This is a genomic window from Secundilactobacillus malefermentans DSM 5705 = KCTC 3548, assembly GCF_001436395.1.
GTDB lineage: Bacteria > Bacillota > Bacilli > Lactobacillales > Lactobacillaceae > Secundilactobacillus > Secundilactobacillus malefermentans.
In genome coordinates, this window is record NZ_AZGJ01000012.1 from 30,933 (window position 1) to 47,545 (window position 16,613).

General features: G+C 41.3%; 13 protein-coding genes, 1 tRNA gene and 1 other annotated feature. Of the genes, 2 read left to right on the forward strand and 12 right to left on the reverse strand.

Translation table 11 applies throughout. The annotated features are described in order from the left end of the window. Window positions 1–33: 33 nt before the first annotated feature. The 6 genes from metG to FD44_RS03670 all read right to left on the reverse strand — a co-directional run bounded on the left by metG (window position 34) and on the right by FD44_RS03670 (window position 6,371). Entirely contained in the window at window positions 34–2,088 is a 2,055-nt protein-coding gene (gene metG, locus FD44_RS03645; RefSeq protein ID WP_010620791.1) for a methionine--tRNA ligase, read from the reverse strand. Between the two features lie 102 nt (window positions 2,089–2,190). Further along, the gene (locus FD44_RS03650; protein WP_010620792.1) at window positions 2,191–3,036 is read right to left on the reverse strand and encodes a DUF72 domain-containing protein; all 846 of its coding nucleotides are present in this window, start codon (window positions 3,034–3,036) and stop codon (window positions 2,191–2,193) included. A 25-nt stretch (window positions 3,037–3,061) separates the two neighbouring features. Beyond that, on the reverse strand, window positions 3,062–3,391 hold the full coding sequence (locus FD44_RS03655; protein WP_029327637.1) for a hypothetical protein: 330 nt from the start codon (window positions 3,389–3,391) through the stop codon (window positions 3,062–3,064). A gap of 19 nt (window positions 3,392–3,410) precedes the next feature. Then, entirely contained in the window at window positions 3,411–4,109 is a 699-nt protein-coding gene (locus FD44_RS03660; RefSeq protein WP_010620794.1) for an NAD-dependent protein deacylase, read from the reverse strand. A gap of 21 nt (window positions 4,110–4,130) precedes the next feature. Then, a complete protein-coding gene (locus FD44_RS03665; protein ID WP_010620795.1) occupies window positions 4,131–5,090 on the reverse strand; it encodes a hypothetical protein in 960 nt (319 codons plus the stop codon). A gap of 12 nt (window positions 5,091–5,102) precedes the next feature. Beyond that, a complete protein-coding gene (locus FD44_RS03670) occupies window positions 5,103–6,371 on the reverse strand; it encodes a hydroxymethylglutaryl-CoA reductase, degradative (protein WP_010620796.1) in 1,269 nt (422 codons plus the stop codon). 150 nt (window positions 6,372–6,521) lie between these two features. Here FD44_RS03670 and FD44_RS03675 point away from each other — a divergent pair, with 150 nt between their 5' ends. Then, on the forward strand, window positions 6,522–6,989 hold the full coding sequence (locus FD44_RS03675) for a Dps family protein (RefSeq protein ID WP_010620797.1): 468 nt from the start codon (window positions 6,522–6,524) through the stop codon (window positions 6,987–6,989). A 102-nt stretch (window positions 6,990–7,091) separates the two neighbouring features. On the opposite strand, the gene FD44_RS03680 is transcribed toward FD44_RS03675, so the two are convergent. Both FD44_RS03680 and trpS read right to left on the reverse strand, forming a co-directional pair. After that, window positions 7,092–8,018: a Ppx/GppA phosphatase family protein gene (locus FD44_RS03680; RefSeq protein WP_010620798.1), complete on the reverse strand. Its 927-nt coding sequence runs from the start codon at window positions 8,016–8,018 to the stop codon at window positions 7,092–7,094. Window positions 8,019–8,038: 20 nt separating this feature from the next. Then, window positions 8,039–9,058 (reverse strand): tryptophan--tRNA ligase, encoded by a 1,020-nt coding sequence (gene trpS / locus FD44_RS03685; protein ID WP_029327638.1) that lies wholly within the window; start codon window positions 9,056–9,058, stop codon window positions 8,039–8,041. A gap of 339 nt (window positions 9,059–9,397) precedes the next feature. Between trpS and helD the strand changes: the two genes are divergently transcribed. Continuing rightward, window positions 9,398–11,701, forward strand: a complete 2,304-nt coding sequence (gene helD / locus FD44_RS03690; protein WP_010620800.1) for an RNA polymerase recycling motor HelD — start codon at window positions 9,398–9,400, stop codon at window positions 11,699–11,701. A 190-nt stretch (window positions 11,702–11,891) separates the two neighbouring features. On the opposite strand, the gene FD44_RS03695 is transcribed toward helD, so the two are convergent. The 4 genes from FD44_RS03695 to FD44_RS03710 all read right to left on the reverse strand — a co-directional run bounded on the left by FD44_RS03695 (window position 11,892) and on the right by FD44_RS03710 (window position 16,464). Next, complete coding sequence (locus tag FD44_RS03695; RefSeq protein ID WP_010620801.1) at window positions 11,892–13,094, reverse strand: cation:proton antiporter; 1,203 nt, start codon at window positions 13,092–13,094, stop codon at window positions 11,892–11,894. 17 nt (window positions 13,095–13,111) lie between these two features. Beyond that, window positions 13,112–14,500: a branched-chain amino acid transport system II carrier protein gene (gene brnQ / locus FD44_RS03700; RefSeq protein WP_010620802.1), complete on the reverse strand. Its 1,389-nt coding sequence runs from the start codon at window positions 14,498–14,500 to the stop codon at window positions 13,112–13,114. 152 nt (window positions 14,501–14,652) lie between these two features. Next, window positions 14,653–14,885: a binding site (T-box leader), on the reverse strand. Window positions 14,886–14,937: 52 nt separating this feature from the next. Continuing rightward, window positions 14,938–16,275, reverse strand: a complete 1,338-nt coding sequence (locus FD44_RS03705; protein ID WP_010620803.1) for a dihydrolipoyl dehydrogenase family protein — start codon at window positions 16,273–16,275, stop codon at window positions 14,938–14,940. A 115-nt stretch (window positions 16,276–16,390) separates the two neighbouring features. Beyond that, window positions 16,391–16,464: transfer RNA gene (locus tag FD44_RS03710), tRNA-Thr, on the reverse strand. Window positions 16,465–16,613 lie beyond the last annotated feature (149 nt).

A 16,613-nucleotide genomic window follows, 5' to 3' on the forward strand; every position in this document is an offset into this window, starting at 1 on the left:
AGGAGACCCTCTAAAGAGTCTCCTAAAATGTCATTAATCAATTATTGAACCAGCAGTAATACTGTCAGGAAGCGTCACTAACTGTGTATTATCTCCATCTTCTGCGGTAAGGAGCATTCCTTGGCTTACCTCTCCACGCATTTTACGTGGCTTCAGATTAGAAACAATCACAACTTTTTTACCCACTAGTTTTTCTGGGTTGGGATAAAATTCGGCAACACCCGATAAAATTTGTCGGTGGTCGGAATCACCAGCATCAAGTCTAAATTGAAGAAGTTTGTCAGCCCCCTCAACCTTCTTAACTCGAATAATTTCTGCCACTTTTAACTCAACCTTATCAAAGACTTCAAAGCGAATGGCATTTTTCGTTAGTGCCAATTCCGTTTCTTCTGGATTCCATGAGCTACTATGCTCATTTTCAAATTCCTTCTTTGCTTCTGCCATTGCGGCACGACCCTTCTTCTTGTCAGTCTTGGTCATCTGCTCTTGAATAAAGGCCTTTTCAGCATCCCCATCAAGTCGAGGGAAAATTGGGGTTCCTTTAGCCACAACTTTTGAACCAGCTGGGAAATCAGCCATTTTCAAGTTTACTAAATCAACATTTTCAAATTTCAATCCCAATTGCTCGTAAATTGCTTTCGGTGCGTGCGTCATCACTGGGCTAATTAAGGCACCAATAACGCGGAGGCTTGCTGCCAAATGAGCCATCACAGCAGCCAATTGTTCTTTGGCATCTGCGTCATCACTTTTTGCAAGGAGCCAAGGAGACGTTTCGTCAATGTATTTATTAGTTCTGGCAACGAGTTTCCATACTTCAGCAATCGCATCCGCAAAGTGGAGACTGTCCATTAATTTGCCAAAATTCACAACGGTTTCGGCAGCAACGTTTTCAAGATCTTGATCATATTCAGTCACATTTGAAATGAACGTTGGAACATTGCCATCTTCATACTTATTAATCATCGCAATTGTACGGTTTAACAGATTTCCCAAGTCGTTTGCTAAATCATAATTAATTCGGTCAACAAAGTCCTCAGGTGTAAAGATACCGTCATTCCCATAAGGCATTGCCCGAAGAAGATAGTATCTAACCGCATCCAATCCATAGCGATCCACTAACGTTTCAGGGTAAATAACGTTTCCCCGAGATTTAGACATTTTGCCATCTTTCATCAATAACCAACCATGCCCAAACACTTTCTTAGGGAGTGGTAAGCCAAGCGCATGCAAAATGATTGGCCAATAAATCGTGTGGAAACGAACGATTTCTTTTCCGACCATTTGGACATCAGCAGGCCAATACTTATCAAATAAGTTGGCATGATCATTGTCGTAACCCAACGCCGTTATATAGTTTGTCAGTGCATCAATCCACACGTAAACAACGTGTTTTGGATCTGATTTAACTGGAACGCCCCAAGTAAAGGTCGTTCTTGAAACAGCTAAATCTTCCAACCCAGGTTTAATGAAATTATTAATCATTTCATTCATTCGAGAGCTTGGCTCAATAAAGTCTGGATTGGCTTTATAGTAATCCAATAGCCAATCAGCGTACTTACTCATTTTGAAGAAATATGATTGTTCCTTAACAAGTTCAACTTCGTGACCACTAGGCGCTTTTCCGCCAGTCACATTGCCATCCTCATCCCGATAAACTTCGGCAAGTTGAGTTTCAGTAAAGTACTCTTCATCATCGACAGAATACCAACCTTCATACTCTCCAAGGTAGATGTCACCTTGATCTTTCAACTGTTCAAAAATCTTTTGGACCGCTTCTTCATGAAAATCGTCGGTTGTTCGAATGAACTGATTGTTTGAAATTTCAAGTGTTTTCCAAAGCTGCTTGATTCCAGCTGCCATTTCATCAACGTAGGACTTTGGATCCGTTCCTAGTTCTTCAGCTTTTTCTTCGATTTTTAATCCATGCTCGTCGGTTCCCGTTAAAAAGTAAACGTCATAACCGCTTGCCCGTTTGTATCTAGCAATCGCATCACACGCTATTGTTGTATAGGAATTACCGATATGTAACCGCCCTGACGGATAATAAATGGGGGTCGTAATATAATATGTTGGTTTTTCGTTTGCCATCCTTCAAAGCTCCTTTAAGAATCACATTTATTTTTAAAATAATTACTCAATAGTATAGCATAACACCCTGTTACAGAACAGTTTCGCTCAAGACATTAGCAACTAAAATAGATCCATTTGCTGAGGCCCTAAACCGTGCCACTCAATGTTTAGCTTATCTTTAAGTGCTAAAGCATTGGGCGCAGCATCACCACCCGCATTGTTATTGAAGATGACGCAGACCTCCTCAGCTTGCTGCTCAAGCTTTTGTACCTCTTCAGCAAAATGAGTCAACTCTTCATCGTTATAGCGATATAAGGTTCGCTTTCCACGCCAGTCTTTACTCTTATCTAGCCAACCAGCCTGATTTTGACCGTGAAACCTCATTAACGCCAATCGGTTGTCGGCGACCTTGGGGACAAACGGTACCCCGCCACTTAAATTATGGGGCTCATCTGTTATTACGTGGGTCATTTGAAGACTCTTCAAATAGGCAATCACATCGTCGGTCATGCCATCCTGATACCAAGTTGGAGAACGAAACTCCACCGCTACTGGCAAATCAGCCATTTCTCGACGAATGGTTTCCAGCCACTGAAAATTAGCGACCGTTCTCGTAAAAAATGGTGGAAATTGGAATAACACTGTTTTAAGTTGCTTTGCTTGAACGAGTGGGGTCACCATTTTTCCAAAGTCTCTAAATGCGGCCATTCGGGTCAACTCATCAACCGGCTCCTTAGCGTCATCGTGATGAGTCATGACCTGATTTGCCTTCAAAATAAATTGAAAGTTTTCCGGCACTTGTGCTTGCCACTTTTTGACTGTTTCCACGGTTGGAATTCCATAAAAACTTGTATCGATTTCGACTACCGGAAAATGTCCAACATATTCAGTTAATCGAACCTTACGAGAATCCCCATTTATCAGACCTGGGTGCTCACTCCAAGTTGTTAATCCAATCGTTATCATACAAATCCTCCACAATCAAATACGTTTATTTCATTCGACCAAATTTCGTCACAACGGCTGCCTCATCCTGATCAAGGTCGCCACTAAGCTGATTAATTAGGTCAAATCCCGAGCGCTTATAGTTTCTACGAATCCCTGAAAAACAAAGATCAATCATTGCCAGCATGAAAATGAGCAACATTGCCGTATTGCGATCAAAATCAGTCGTAAAGATTTGAACGGTTGCCCCGCTCATCAAAAGCCTGAAAAATGAATAGAACAGCATGCAGTCCGCAGCCGTCTGAAAAAAGACAATCAAACGAATTCGGGTAATGAGTCCTCTTAGTTGTTGGATAATCACTTCAGTTGTCATCATTATCACGTTCCTTAATAATCTAAACTTCGAGTTCTTGGAAAAATTGGCTCGCATCCTCTTGGATCATCGTAAAATCAAACGGAAATTGTAGGGCTTCTTGATTAATGACTACTACTTTGGCACTAGGGTTTCGATAATCGAGCAACCCAGCAAACGGATAAACCCGCATTGAGGTCCCAACGATGGCAACCAAATCCGCATTTGCTAGTGCATTTACCGACGTGCTAATTTTTTGTTCATTCAGGCCTTCCTCATACAACACAACGTCCGGTCGTAATCGGCCACCACAGTTTTCATGAGTCGGACTCTTTAAATAGTCGTGCCAATCAACATATTTTCCACATTTCTGACAATAGATTTGATAAAGATTGCCGTGAAATTCTACTAAGTGGGACGTATTTGCCTGCCGATAGAGATTATCAATATTTTGCGTAACCACCGTAGCTCGATTTTGTTGAGTTAAAGCCGACTGCTTTTCGTGAATGACGTTTGGAACGGCATCTGGTTTATACAAATTATCCATGACGTAGTGGTAAAAAACATCGGGTTCCTGTGCTAAACAAGTGTGGCTAAGGTAATACTCCGCATTTTTATTTCCAGTATATAGGCCATTTCGAGACCGATAATCCGGAATACCGGACGGTGTGGAAACCCCTGCGCCGGTTAAGAATACGATTGATTTTGATTGACTAAATAAGTTCTGAATTTCTTCATCCATCATGTTGCCTCCTAATCAAGCTTATCGCAAAATGTAAGGCATTTTAAGCTGCTTAAACAAATCTTCAACTGTCAGATTATAAATTGCTTTGTAGAAATCTGGTGTATCGTCCTTTGGTTCTGGTGCTGGAATAACGAAAGCATTTTGCCCGTCTGTTCGATTAAAACCAACGTAGGCTCTCCTACCAGAATTTTTCTCATTCATATCTGAATGAAATAGCTCAAATAATTGACGAACTTCAAGTCTGAGTTGACGTTTAGAAAACGCACTCGTAACCGTGGTAAATTCAGCGTTATTGATTGGTGGTAAGCGCCACTCGTTCAATTGTTCATCAAATGCTTTAAATAATTTGACCACGTTTCGACGCATGGTAAATGGCGAATCGATTGCCTTTTCAGAAATAATTTTGAATAGCTTTTGTGCTGCCTCAAACGAAATCGGATAATCTTGTTTCAACTGCTTCTCAACCATCTTGATGTGATCCCCATAAAAAACGAGTGCATCCAATAGCGTCATTAGTCGCAAGGTCATTTGATCATCACCCGGAGTTGGTTCCGGCTTGATGGTTGCTTGAATTCCCTTTAAGTATAACTGTTCGATTTCGTCATCAATCAACCCGTGTTTACGTTGCTCACTCACAACGACAAAATGGGCAACAATGTCATAAAGCTCAGTTCCCATAATCATGAGTTGTTCGTCTAATTGGTCGTTGCCACTTGTAAGTGAAAAGAATACTTGTGGGAAGCCCTTCAGAACCATCAGTTGGTGAATCAGCTCGTGGGAAGCCGTGTAGTTCGGTGCTGTTAGGTCGTTTACCTGCACAATAATATTGCTACCGTCCTGAACTTGCTGTGATTGATCATGGCGCACATAGCCAGATTGTAGATTCCCAATAAATTGAACTTCTACCGTCCCTGGAAAAGAGTTATTTACTGCATCGATTAATGATTGTACTTGTTCGTTTATTTCTATTTTTGCCATCTTTTTCTCCTATTATTTAGACGATTTTTTTCGTCTAATTTCTGAAATAATTGTTTTTGCACTGGCCAAATCTGGGCGGGACATTTTAGAAAGTCGGTCCACTACAACTGCTAACTCTGCATGGGTTGCGCCAGCACTGCGAGCGAGTGATTTAATTTGAAGAGACATGTGCCCCCGCTGAATTCCTTCGGTTACCAGAGCTTTCAAGGCCGCAAGATTTTGCGCCAACCCAACACTGCCAACGACCATCATCAATTCTCTGGCACTTTTAACATCAGCGATTCGTTTGTTTACGGCGACTAACGGCAACACTTTTGTTGCGCCACCCGTAAACGCCACCGGCATTGGTAGTGTCATTTCACCGACTAGATAGCCGTCTTGCTTGGTCCACTGGCTTAAGGGTTGATACTTTCCTGATCTGCAAGCATAGGCGTACGCGCCACTTTCAATTGCCCGCCAATCATTTCCAAACGCAATGATGACAGCATCAATTCCGTTCATGATACCTTTATTATGAGTCGCAGCTCGGTATGGGTCAAGCGTTGCTAATTTAGTTGCCTGCTCAATTTTGGTTGCAACTACCTCACCAGATAAAGCTGCTGTGGTCAGTGTTTCAAGAGCAATCTGACACTTGACCGTTACCAAGCTCTCAGTTGCAAAATTTGATAAAATGCTCATTAATACATCCGCTGACAGATTGCTTTGGATCATTTTCGAAACGGCTTCCGTCATCCCATCAATTATATTGGCGCCCATGGCTTCTCCAACATCAACAACTAGGTCAATCGAGATGAAGCCTTCGCTTAAATTGCGAAGCCTCACCTGGGTCGCACCTTGTCCATACTTTAAAACGGATGGATGGGCTTCGTTGGCCGTTTTTAGAATTAACGCCTCATTTGAATGAATCCAATCTAGAATTTTATTTTCATCAGAAACGTTTTCTAGCACAATCTGGCCGATCATTTGCCGGTTTTGGACCTTCGCCACAAAGCCGCCCGATTTAGCAACTAATTGCGCGCCGTTACTTGCTGCTGCAATAACAGAAGGCTCCTCGGTCACCATTGGAATCTGATAGAGCTTGCCGTTTATTTTAAAATTTGTGGCTAACCCCTCAGGAAGATTGAAGTCGGTTAAATAATTTTCAACGATATCATTTCCAGTGTCGGAACGAGAATCGCGCAGCATTTTTCGATCGGAAGCAGTCAAATTGACCACATCTTCCAGCATAGTTAGTCGCGTTTCATAGTCAAAACGATAAAAGTGATTTAATGGCTTAGTCATGTCGTCCTCCGCACAGTTTCTAGTCTCCCTCTAGTTTATTACAAATTGGTCGTTTCGTCTTTTCTTTTAGCCTTTTTCACAAGACTTGTTTCTAGCTTATCCATTTTTGCTTTGCTACCATGAAGATAACCTAAATAAGGAGGCAACATCATGGCTGGAAAATATTTAAAGACCCAAGCTTGTTTAAACCAACTTATCGCGGACATCTCAACATTAGGTGTCATCGTGCATCAAACTCACTGGTATATGCGAGGACCTGAATTCTTCAAACTCCACCCAAAAATGGACGAGTTTTTAGATGACTTAAACGACCAATTAGACGAAATTGCTGAGCGATTAATTGCTTTAGGTGGCTCACCGTACGCAACAACTCAAGAATTTATTGATAACACGGGACTCACTGAATCAAAAGGTGACTGGGACATCCCGCTTCCTGAAAGAATGGCACATCTAGTGGAGGCATACAAATACCTTCGCGACCAATATCAAACTGCCATTGAAGTGACTGATGAGGACCAAGATTTACCAACTCAAGACATGATTAACGGCTTTAAAATGGATACAGATAAAGTCATCTGGATGCTTCAAGCTTACCTTGGAAAAGCACCCCTCGAATAAAAGATAGTCAAATAGAGTCTCAGGCACTTTTGCCTGAGACTCTATTTTTCTAACCAATTATTTTTCCGGAATACGTTAATCCTCAGAGCCAATCGAGTGGCTTCACCCTTTTTTTATAAACTCACTTATAATTCCTTCACGGACACCACTCTCCGAAAAAACAACTCGATCAGAATCCAGCAACTGAAGTAGCAGGACCAAGGGCAGCACGCCCCCAACGATAATATCTGCTCGACCAGTTTCCAACCCAGATATCTGTTTACGGCCCGCTAGATCAACCTGAATCAATTTTTTAAATAGATTAAAGACGTCATCAGTCTTTAACCGATAACCATGAATATTTTCGACGTGTAAAAATTGCTGCTGCTTTCTGCTAATCCGAGCTAGGGTCCGGTTGGCACCACCTAATAAAACCAGTGGCTTATGGATTGCATCATTCAGCCACCATATATCCCTCAACCGTTTGCTCAAAAAAGTTTCCGCAGTGAACAGTCCCGCAGCGGTGACAACGTCGTTCAAATGAAACTGTTCCGTCAGGGTAACAGCACCAAACGGAACGCTAATCAAATTAACTTCCTTGCCATCTTTCACATTAATCAGTTCGCAACTTGCACCGCCGATGTCCAAAATCAGACAATCCTCAATTTTCAACCGAGTGGCTGCCCCTAAATAATCATAATAGGCTTCTTCATCCCCCGTTAAGATTCTCAGATCGAGGCCAATTTCTTTTTTCACTCGACTCACAAATTCCTGCTGATTGCTTGCCTGTCGCACCGCTGCCGTTGTAATCCCCATTAGGGTGACGTTTGGCAAACATTCGTAACGTGCCTTAAACGACTTCATAGCAGCAATTGTGCGTGCCATGGCAACCTCTTGGAGGGTCTTCTTTTTGCCAGTTCCCATTCCTTGAGAAATTCGACTATCCCGTTTTGTTCGATAAACCTCACGATGGTGTCCATTTGCTGAAATTTCAATAATCGCCATTCGTACCGAATTCGAACCTAAATCTACAATGACCAGATTCTTCATAAGCGATTCCTCCCAAAATTTTAGCCGAAGTAATTGATTCCCATGGCATCTTGAACTTCTTTTAACGTTTGATTGGCAACAACATTAGCCTTTTCGCTACCCTTTTTCAAAATATCGTAAACACCTTCGATATCTGATTCATACGTTTCGCGTTTTGCCCGAATAGGTGCCAACTCAGCTTGCAAGACTTCGTTTAAATACCGTTTGATTTTAACGTCTCCCAAACCACCATGTTGATATTCCGCCTTTAAATCAGCCACCTTTTGGGTATCCGTATCAAAAATATCAAGGTACGTAAACACCGTGTTGCCTTCGACTTTTCCAGGGTCGCTAACGTGAATATGGTCGGGATCGGTGTACATTGACATTATTTTTTTGTTGATGGTATCTTCGTCATCTGACAAATAAATGGCGTTATTAAGCGATTTACTCATCTTCGCGTTGCCGTCCAAACCAGGAATGCGGCCCATACCCTTAGGTGGGAAATAGCCTTCTGGTTCAACCAAAATTTGCTGACCATAAATTGAGTTGAAGCTTCGCGCAATTTCCCGCGTTTGCTCTAACATTGGTTCTTGATCTTCACCAACTGGAACCGTTGTTGCCTTAAATGCTGTGATATCGGCAGCTTGGCTAACTGGGTAAATGAAAAATCCAGCTGGAACACTTTGGCCAAACTTCTTTTGCTTAATTTCAGTTTTAACGGTTGGGTTTCGATTTAATCGAGAAACCGTCACGAGATTCAAATAGTGCATGGTTAATTCACTCAATGCCGGAATTTGTGATTGAACTAAAATAGTCGACTTTTCTGGATCAATTCCGACCGCTAAGTAATCCAAGGCCACTTGAATCAAGCTATTACGAATCTTTTCTGGATCCCGAGCGTTATCAGTTAACGCCTGTTGGTCTGCAATCATAATGTATGACTCATAGTCGCCTGAATTTTGTAACTTGACCCGGTTCATTAGTGAGCCCACATAGTGCCCAATATGTAATTTACCAGTTGGGCGATCCCCTGTTAATATAACTTTCTTTTCTGTCATCATTTTCATCCTTTCAAAAAAGCGCCCCATTGTTTTCACAATAGGACGCATATGCGCGGTACCACCTAAATTGCAGTTATCACTGCCACTTCACGATAAGGGTGCTACCCACTTCAGTTTGATTTGCTAACGTCCAATTCGATTCGGCCTGTTATCTTCCACCATTGATAACTCTCTGTCGTGCCAATCTACTATCGTTAGATTAATTTCTATTGAATGTTTATATTTTAATAGTTTAATAGAAGACTGTCAAAGTTATCTGCTGTTTAATTGACATCGCAGACCTTTCCTACTAGAATTGTCAAAGCTTATCTAGAACAAATTAAAGGAGGGTCTAATTTGGCGGATACTGAAAAACAACTTGAACAAAAGCGCGTGACCAACGTGGTCCAACAAATTGGTAACCATATTAAAAAAGTTTCGGACGATTATAAAGATGCACGCTCCGAAATGAAATTGGTCCAATCGAACTACAGCGCTAACACCTCCGTTAACTATTTCGAAGTTGATGATCGAATTGAAACATCAGCCGAAATTCAGCAGCAACGAGCACTTTCTTCTCGTTTGATTGAAAATGAACAAATTTTAAGTCGTCAATTGGCTACCTTTCGTCAATTAGAAAAATCACCTTATTTTGGTCGAATTGACATTCTGGATCCAGGTGAAACTGAACAGGAACGACTTTATATTGGAACGGCTTCATTTACTGACGAAAATCAAAATTTCCTCGTCTACGACTGGCGTGCGCCCATTTCTTCCATTTACTATAATGGGACATTGGGGAAGGTTGCTTATGAAACACCCGCTGGAATTCAGCAAACTGACCTTAAGAAGAAGCGTCAATTCTTAATTCAGGACGGCGAGATAACCAGCATGTTTGATACCAACGAAACGGTTGGTGACGAGATGCTCCAACACGTTCTCGGCGAACAAAATGATGACACGATGCAAAATATCGTGTCCACCATTCAACGAGAGCAAAACGACATCATCCGGGATACGCATTCCGACCTACTTGTCGTGCAAGGCGTTGCGGGCTCTGGCAAAACCTCTGCTATTTTGCAGCGAATTGCCTTTCTGCTTTATCATAGCCGTGATGAATTGGAAGCAGACCAGATTATTCTCTTTTCACCTAATCGGCTGTTCAGCCACTATATTTCTGACGTTTTGCCTAGTTTAGGTGAACGAAATATGCGCCAAGTAACCCTTTCTGAATTTGTTAATCAACGGTTCCAGGGCCTCGAAGTTGAGTCACTATTTGACCGTTACGAAACCAGTAAGGATATCTCGGAGGCGACTCAGGAGTCTCACGATTTTAAAGAAAGTGCCGCCTTCATGAGTGCCGTTCAGGATTATTGTCAAACGTTGCCGGCCAGCCAATTTAAGTTTAATAATATTTTATTTAAGGGAAACATCTTCTTTAGCAAACAAGAAATTGAGTCGATTTATCGCGAGCTTCCTGATATGCAGCCTGCTGAACGATTCTTACAAACGAAAAACAAACTCATCAAACGGCTGAAGCATCGAATTAATGAAGAAGCCAAGTCAGCCTGGGTTGCTGAAGAAATTGATCAGCTTTCTGATGAAGACTACCACACCCTGCTTGGGAACAAAGAGCTCGGACGCTTTCAGCAAATTGATGACGAAATTCGTTACATTGCGCGTAAAATTGTGACTGAGCGGCTCCGAATTGTGTACGACGCAATTTATAATAGCTATTTCCTTGATACCTACACGCAGTACACTGATTTTCTGGCTCATTGTCAACGTCCCGCAACGATTGATGCCAAAACTTGGCAGGAACAGACGGTTGCCTTTCAAGAAGCATTGGAATACCACCACGTGCTTTTAGATGATGTGGCGCCACTTCTATACCTCCGTGATATATTGACGGGGAGCGGCCAAAATAGGCGAATGCAACATCTTTTTGTTGATGAGATGCAGGACTATTCAGTGGCCCAATTATTGTACTTCCACCACGCATTTCCAAAAGCAAAAATGACATTCCTTGGGGACAGCGAACAGGCCCTATACCGAAACGTTGAATCACCTGACATGCTGCTGCATAAATTAAAGGATGCTTTTCACGTCAGAAAAGCGCGACTGATTAGTCTCAACCGGTCTTACCGCTCGACCTTACCAATCACAACCTTTGCAAAATCCCTCTTACCTGATGGGGATCACATTCAAGCATTCAATAGAGATGGTAAAGTTCCTACCATCGTCGTTCGCTACGATCTGGACAGCGCTATAACTGCCATGCATGACCTTATTAGTGAGTCGTTGAAAACGAATGGAACTGTTGCTATTCTGACAAAAAACATGGACGAGGCTAAACTTATCTATCAACATCTTCACCATGACTGTGACCTCACCTTATTGACGGATGCTGACCGGTCATTACCAAAAGGCGTTTTCGTCTTACCAATTTATTTAGCCAAAGGACTCGAATTTGATTCAGTCATTGCCTGGAACGTGTCTCAAGAAAACTATCCAAGTTCACGCGAACTGGGTATCTTGTACACCATTTCTTCTAGAGCTATGCATCAATTGTCATTGATTAGCATTGGCCCAGTGACCAATTTAATTTCACAAAATGTTCCACAAACCTGCATGCAAATTGAACATGAATTTTCAAACTAAAAAAAGAGGGTGAGACAAAAGGCGGTTTGCTTATGAGCATAGCCTAGATTAACGAATAATCCTGCACTTGGGATTGTTTGTTAATCTAGGCTATGCGGAGAAAGCAGCCTTTTAGAACCCGACTAAGCAAGAATATTCGGAAACAACATAGGAGCTGGGACAAAACAAATGTTTTGTCCCAGCTCCTTTTTTAATTTTCACCTAATTGCTTCGCCATCATCGCTTCTTTATCATCCGCTGGCAATTTATTAATTGCGTGCTTTAAAAGGAACGGCGCAATAATTGTTGCCAATACGATCACTAAAATCATATCGGAATAATAACTCTCTGATAACAGTCCTGCACTAAATCCGATTTGAGCGGTGATTAATCCCATTTCACCTCGAGAAATCATCCCCGCACCGATCATATAGTCACTTGATAAACTGAAGCCATTCATCATTGCCCCAAGCCCACAACCAACTAATTTTGTCAGGCAAGCTAACACCGTCATAACAGCAATGAAGCCAATGGATTGGCCAATATGCGCAAATGTCATATTGAGTCCAATACTAACAAAGAATAACGGAATAAAAGCTGCATATCCGATGGGCTCCATGTGTTCGGCAACCACTTTTCGATAAGGAGTATGTGCAACCGCAATTCCTGCAAAGAATGCCCCAACCGCACCACTCAAGCCAACAAAATTTGCCAGCCAGGCCATGCCTAAACAAATCACCATGGAGGTAATGGTTCGACTTGATGCCATCAACAGTTTTTCGCTGATTGACATCATAAACGGGGCAATCCATTTGACAACGAAATATGTAACTACGAAGAATAAAACTTGCTCTAGTAATACGACGGCAATATTTTGTTGATGGCTGTTAGCACTCAATCCCTGTGTGCCCATCAGGCTAATCATAATCGATAATAGAATGACGCCAATTATGTCATCCGCGACTGCCGCACCCAGGATAGTAGCGCCCTCTTTTGTATCCAATGCACCATAGTCCCGCAAAACTTCAACTGAAATTGAAACTGACGTGGCACTAAAAACGACACCGATAAAAAGTGATTCAAAAGTCGATAGTCCAAATAATTTAGCTGCAATCCCCATGAATATCACTGGGAAGATAACGCCAACACAAGCAACAATAATTGCTGGTCTCAGGTACTTTCGAAGCAACGTCAGGTTACTTTCGAGCCCGCCAATGAACATGAGGATAATGACGCCAATATCTGAAAATAGCTGAATGGTATTACCCAAATGAATCCAATTTAAAACGGCTGGTCCCACAATAATCCCAACCAGTATTTGGCCGATAACTGAAGGGATCCCAAGTCTGTTAGATAAGTGACCCGCAAGTGTTGTCAGCACGAGCAACAAACACAGGGTTCCTATAAATGCCATTTTATCGCCTCCAAAATTTATTGATTATTTTCGTTCGGCTGCGTTGCATTTGCAGTCATAAATCCTTTAACAAGATAAGCTGCGAATCCAATTACGAAACCGATAATTGCCGGTAATACCCAGTCTAACCCATATGCTGCTAAAGGCAAGTAGGTTTTGTCAAAATGCAAAATGGCCTGCGCCCACCCAGCCTGTGAAATGATTGATGGTGCTGAAGCAATCGCACCGAAAAGCGCTGGAATCAGTGTAAATGCGGTTGTCCAAATATAAACGAGTGAATCTCGTTTAAATAGTGGTGAGCAAATTGATAAAATAATGAGCGTAATGGCTAGTGGATAAAGGAACATCAACATTGGCGTTGACCAAGCGATGATTGTGTCCAGTCCAAAGTTAGCAATAATAAAGGACAGACCACACGTTAAAATATTCCAAGTTTTGTATGAAATTTTTGAAAATTTATTGTGCAATGCCTCTGAAAAGGAAGTGCTCAGTCCAACCGACGTCGTTAGGCAAGTGAGTGTTGCCATAACAGCTAAAATAATTTGGCCCGTCAATCCCAGATAGTGATTTGCAATTTGACCAAATGCAATTCCGCCATCGGTTGAAATATTGAAGTGCGCTAAACTCGTGGAACCCACCCAAATTAAACCAATATAAATGATTGCTTCAAGTCCGATTCCTAGGGCACCAGATTTTGCAGCCGTCATTGAAATATTGCGGCTCTTATGCTGTCCTAATCCTCTAATCGTCGTAACAATCGCAATGCCAAATAGTAATCCAGCGATAGCATCCATTGTGTTATAACCTTGTAGAAAGCCATTCAGGAAGGCGCCGTTTGAATATGTTGGGCCTGCAGTTGCCATTTTACTAGCCGTTCCCATCGGACGGGTAAACGCAAAACCAAACATGATTGCTAATAATATTAGAAATGCTGGGTTTAGTAATTTTCCAATTGAGTCAATAATCCCCGTGGGCTTTCGAGATGCCCAATAAGTTATGCCAAAAAACGCAATCGAGTAAATCAATAAGTACAGCGAAGTTTGATTTGAACTGATGTAGTTCCCGATTCCAATTTGGAAGGGAACTGTGGCAGTCCGGGGAGTTGCAAATAGTGGTCCTAAAGTTAAACAAACTAATATCATGAAAATGGTCGCATAATGCTTACCAATGGGCTTGGCTAATTCATAGATCCCATTGCTATGGGTCACACTGATGGCAATAATTGCTAATAGTGGCAGAACAGTCCCAGTAATTAAAAATCCCAAACCGGCGATGAACCAATTTGATCCAGCAAGTTGTCCTAAATGAATTGGAAAAATCAGATTACCAGCTCCAAAGAACATGCCGAAAAGCATTGATGCAATTAATAGATAGTGTTTAGTAGTTAATTTTTTATCGTTTTCCATAATTATCTTCCTCTCAATTTGTCAAAAATGATTTATGAAAATTCAGTTGTCTCCTGACTCGATACAAACCACCATTGCTACCTTCATTAATCATCATCTTTTTAACCTCCTTTTTAGAAAATAAAAAACGCCCCTCAAAACTAATTAAAGTTTTAAGGGACGTTCATCGCGCGTTACCACCCATATTTATCATTATTTCACAATAATAACCTTTTCGCGCACATACATGCGCTATCGCTTTAATGGGCGAACTCAGCAAACACTCAATTAATCGCATTTGCAACTCAGAGGTTACTTTCAAGATCCATTAGACTAATTGACTTCCACCATTGTCAATCTCTCTATAAATTCAATGAATGATTACTTTCCTCTTCAACGTTTTTCATTTAATTTTAATAGTTCTTACTGTAAACTCATTTTCAACTGATGTCAATATGTTAGCCAAAATAACCCAGGTCGCTCGCAATCGTTGGATAGGCAAAAACGCGTTTACCAATCTGATCCATTGTTATCTTGTCATCAATAATGAAGGTGAAGTAATTGATTAATTGATCTGCCTCACCACTCATACATTCAGCACCAACGATTCTCTGGCTATCCTTTTCAAGCACAACCTTCACCACTGCCTTAGGTTCATTAAGGCGCATGTAGCTGAACCAGCTAGTAACATCAAGTTTGGTTACCTTATAATCGTCAGAATCTTTTGCTTGAGCCGTATCGACGCCCACTTTTGCCAGTTTAGGGGTCCCAAAGATAACGGAAGGAATAGCTGGATAATCGATGGCTTTGGTATTTTTACCTAAAATTTCTGCCACGACGTAATTACTATCAAAAGTTGCAACGGGTGTTAGTTTAGGGATTGATTTCCGAGAAATAACATCTCCCAATGCAAACATCGTCGAATTGCTCGTTCTCAGGTGGTCGTCCACCTTTATTCCCCTTTTATCATAATCAACATTTACTTTATCTAAACCAATATTTTCAACGTTTGGAATTCGACCAGTCGTTCCAAAGACCCGATCAACTGATAAGGAATAACCGTTCCCATCCGTTAAAGTAAAGGCGTCTTCGCTTTTTTTAATTTCTGTAATATCGACATTAAAATCAAATTGAACGCCTTGAGCTTGCAACGATTTCACGAGTTCAGAAACCATATCTGAATCGAATGCTTTGAGTGGTTTATCATTATGGTGAATAATGTGCACCTCAGCTCCAGCAGTTCTTGCGATTGATGCAAATTCAAATGCCTCATATCCTGCACCGATGAAGGCCACTCGTTCAGGCATATTATCTAAATCTAAGAACTCATTGCTTGTTTCTAAATATTGATTTCCTTTTATAGGGAGAATAGAGGGTCTCAACCCTGTTGCGATAATGAAGTTATCAGCTTCTAATTCGTCACCATCAACTTCGAAATTTCCAGAATCATTAAATTGGCCGCTTGAATGATAGGTTTCAACCCCCGTCGACTGCAGCCATTTTTGGGTGTTGGCTGAAATTGGTCCCGTATACGCGCGTTTGTTCTTCATCAGATTTTCCCAATTGATTTGAGTTTCTCCATCAATACCGGTCTCTCTCAATTGTTCTACTAATTTTTTGGTTTCAATGGCACCAAGTAAAATCTTTTTAGGGTCGCAGCCTCTATTAGGACACGTTCCGCCAAAAAACTCATTTTCGATTACTGCAACCTTTTGACCTGCGTTTTGAAGTGACGCAGCCGCACTAGATCCGGCTACTCCTCCACCTATGACAACTGTATTAAAGCTTTTTTTCATTATTTATCCTCCGTTCTGGGTTCTCCTTTAGCGTATCATTTAATGCCTAAAATTACTGAAATGAGAACCATAAAAAAACACCCCTATAAAAGGAATGTCATCGGAATATTTCGTAAGCCGTTTATCGGATTTGAACCAATGACGTCTTCCTTACCATGGAAGTGCTCTACCTATCTGAGCTAAAACGGCATTATTGTACCTGTTAATTTTACCATGAAATTGATTAAAGGATTTATCTATTAATGATCTTTCATATTATTAGTAGCTACATAAAAAATGACAAAAAAATAGCCTTCGAAATTAATCGAAGACCTAGTTTGCGTGGCAACGTCCTACCC

Excerpts from the sequence above, each read along its gene's own strand:
- FD44_RS03705 (WP_010620803.1), bottom strand. The coding sequence starts at position 16,275 with ATGAAAAAAAGCTTTAATACAGTTGTCATAGGTGGAGGAGTAGCCGGA.
- FD44_RS03655 (WP_029327637.1), bottom strand. The coding sequence starts at position 3,391 with ATGATGACAACTGAAGTGATTATCCAACAACTAAGAGGACTCATTACC.
- metG (WP_010620791.1), bottom strand. The coding sequence starts at position 2,088 with ATGGCAAACGAAAAACCAACATATTATATTACGACCCCCATTTATTAT.
- FD44_RS03650 (WP_010620792.1), bottom strand. The coding sequence starts at position 3,036 with ATGATAACGATTGGATTAACAACTTGGAGTGAGCACCCAGGTCTGATA.
- FD44_RS03680 (WP_010620798.1), bottom strand. The coding sequence starts at position 8,018 with ATGAAGAATCTGGTCATTGTAGATTTAGGTTCGAATTCGGTACGAATG.
- FD44_RS03695 (WP_010620801.1), bottom strand. The coding sequence starts at position 13,094 with ATGGCATTTATAGGAACCCTGTGTTTGTTGCTCGTGCTGACAACACTT.
- FD44_RS03660 (WP_010620794.1), bottom strand. The coding sequence starts at position 4,109 with ATGGATGAAGAAATTCAGAACTTATTTAGTCAATCAAAATCAATCGTA.
- brnQ (WP_010620802.1), bottom strand. The coding sequence starts at position 14,500 with ATGGAAAACGATAAAAAATTAACTACTAAACACTATCTATTAATTGCA.
- trpS (WP_029327638.1), bottom strand. The coding sequence starts at position 9,058 with ATGACAGAAAAGAAAGTTATATTAACAGGGGATCGCCCAACTGGTAAA.
- FD44_RS03670 (WP_010620796.1), bottom strand. The coding sequence starts at position 6,371 with ATGACTAAGCCATTAAATCACTTTTATCGTTTTGACTATGAAACGCGA.
- FD44_RS03665 (WP_010620795.1), bottom strand. The coding sequence starts at position 5,090 with ATGGCAAAAATAGAAATAAACGAACAAGTACAATCATTAATCGATGCA.
- FD44_RS03675 (WP_010620797.1), top strand. The coding sequence starts at position 6,522 with ATGGCTGGAAAATATTTAAAGACCCAAGCTTGTTTAAACCAACTTATC.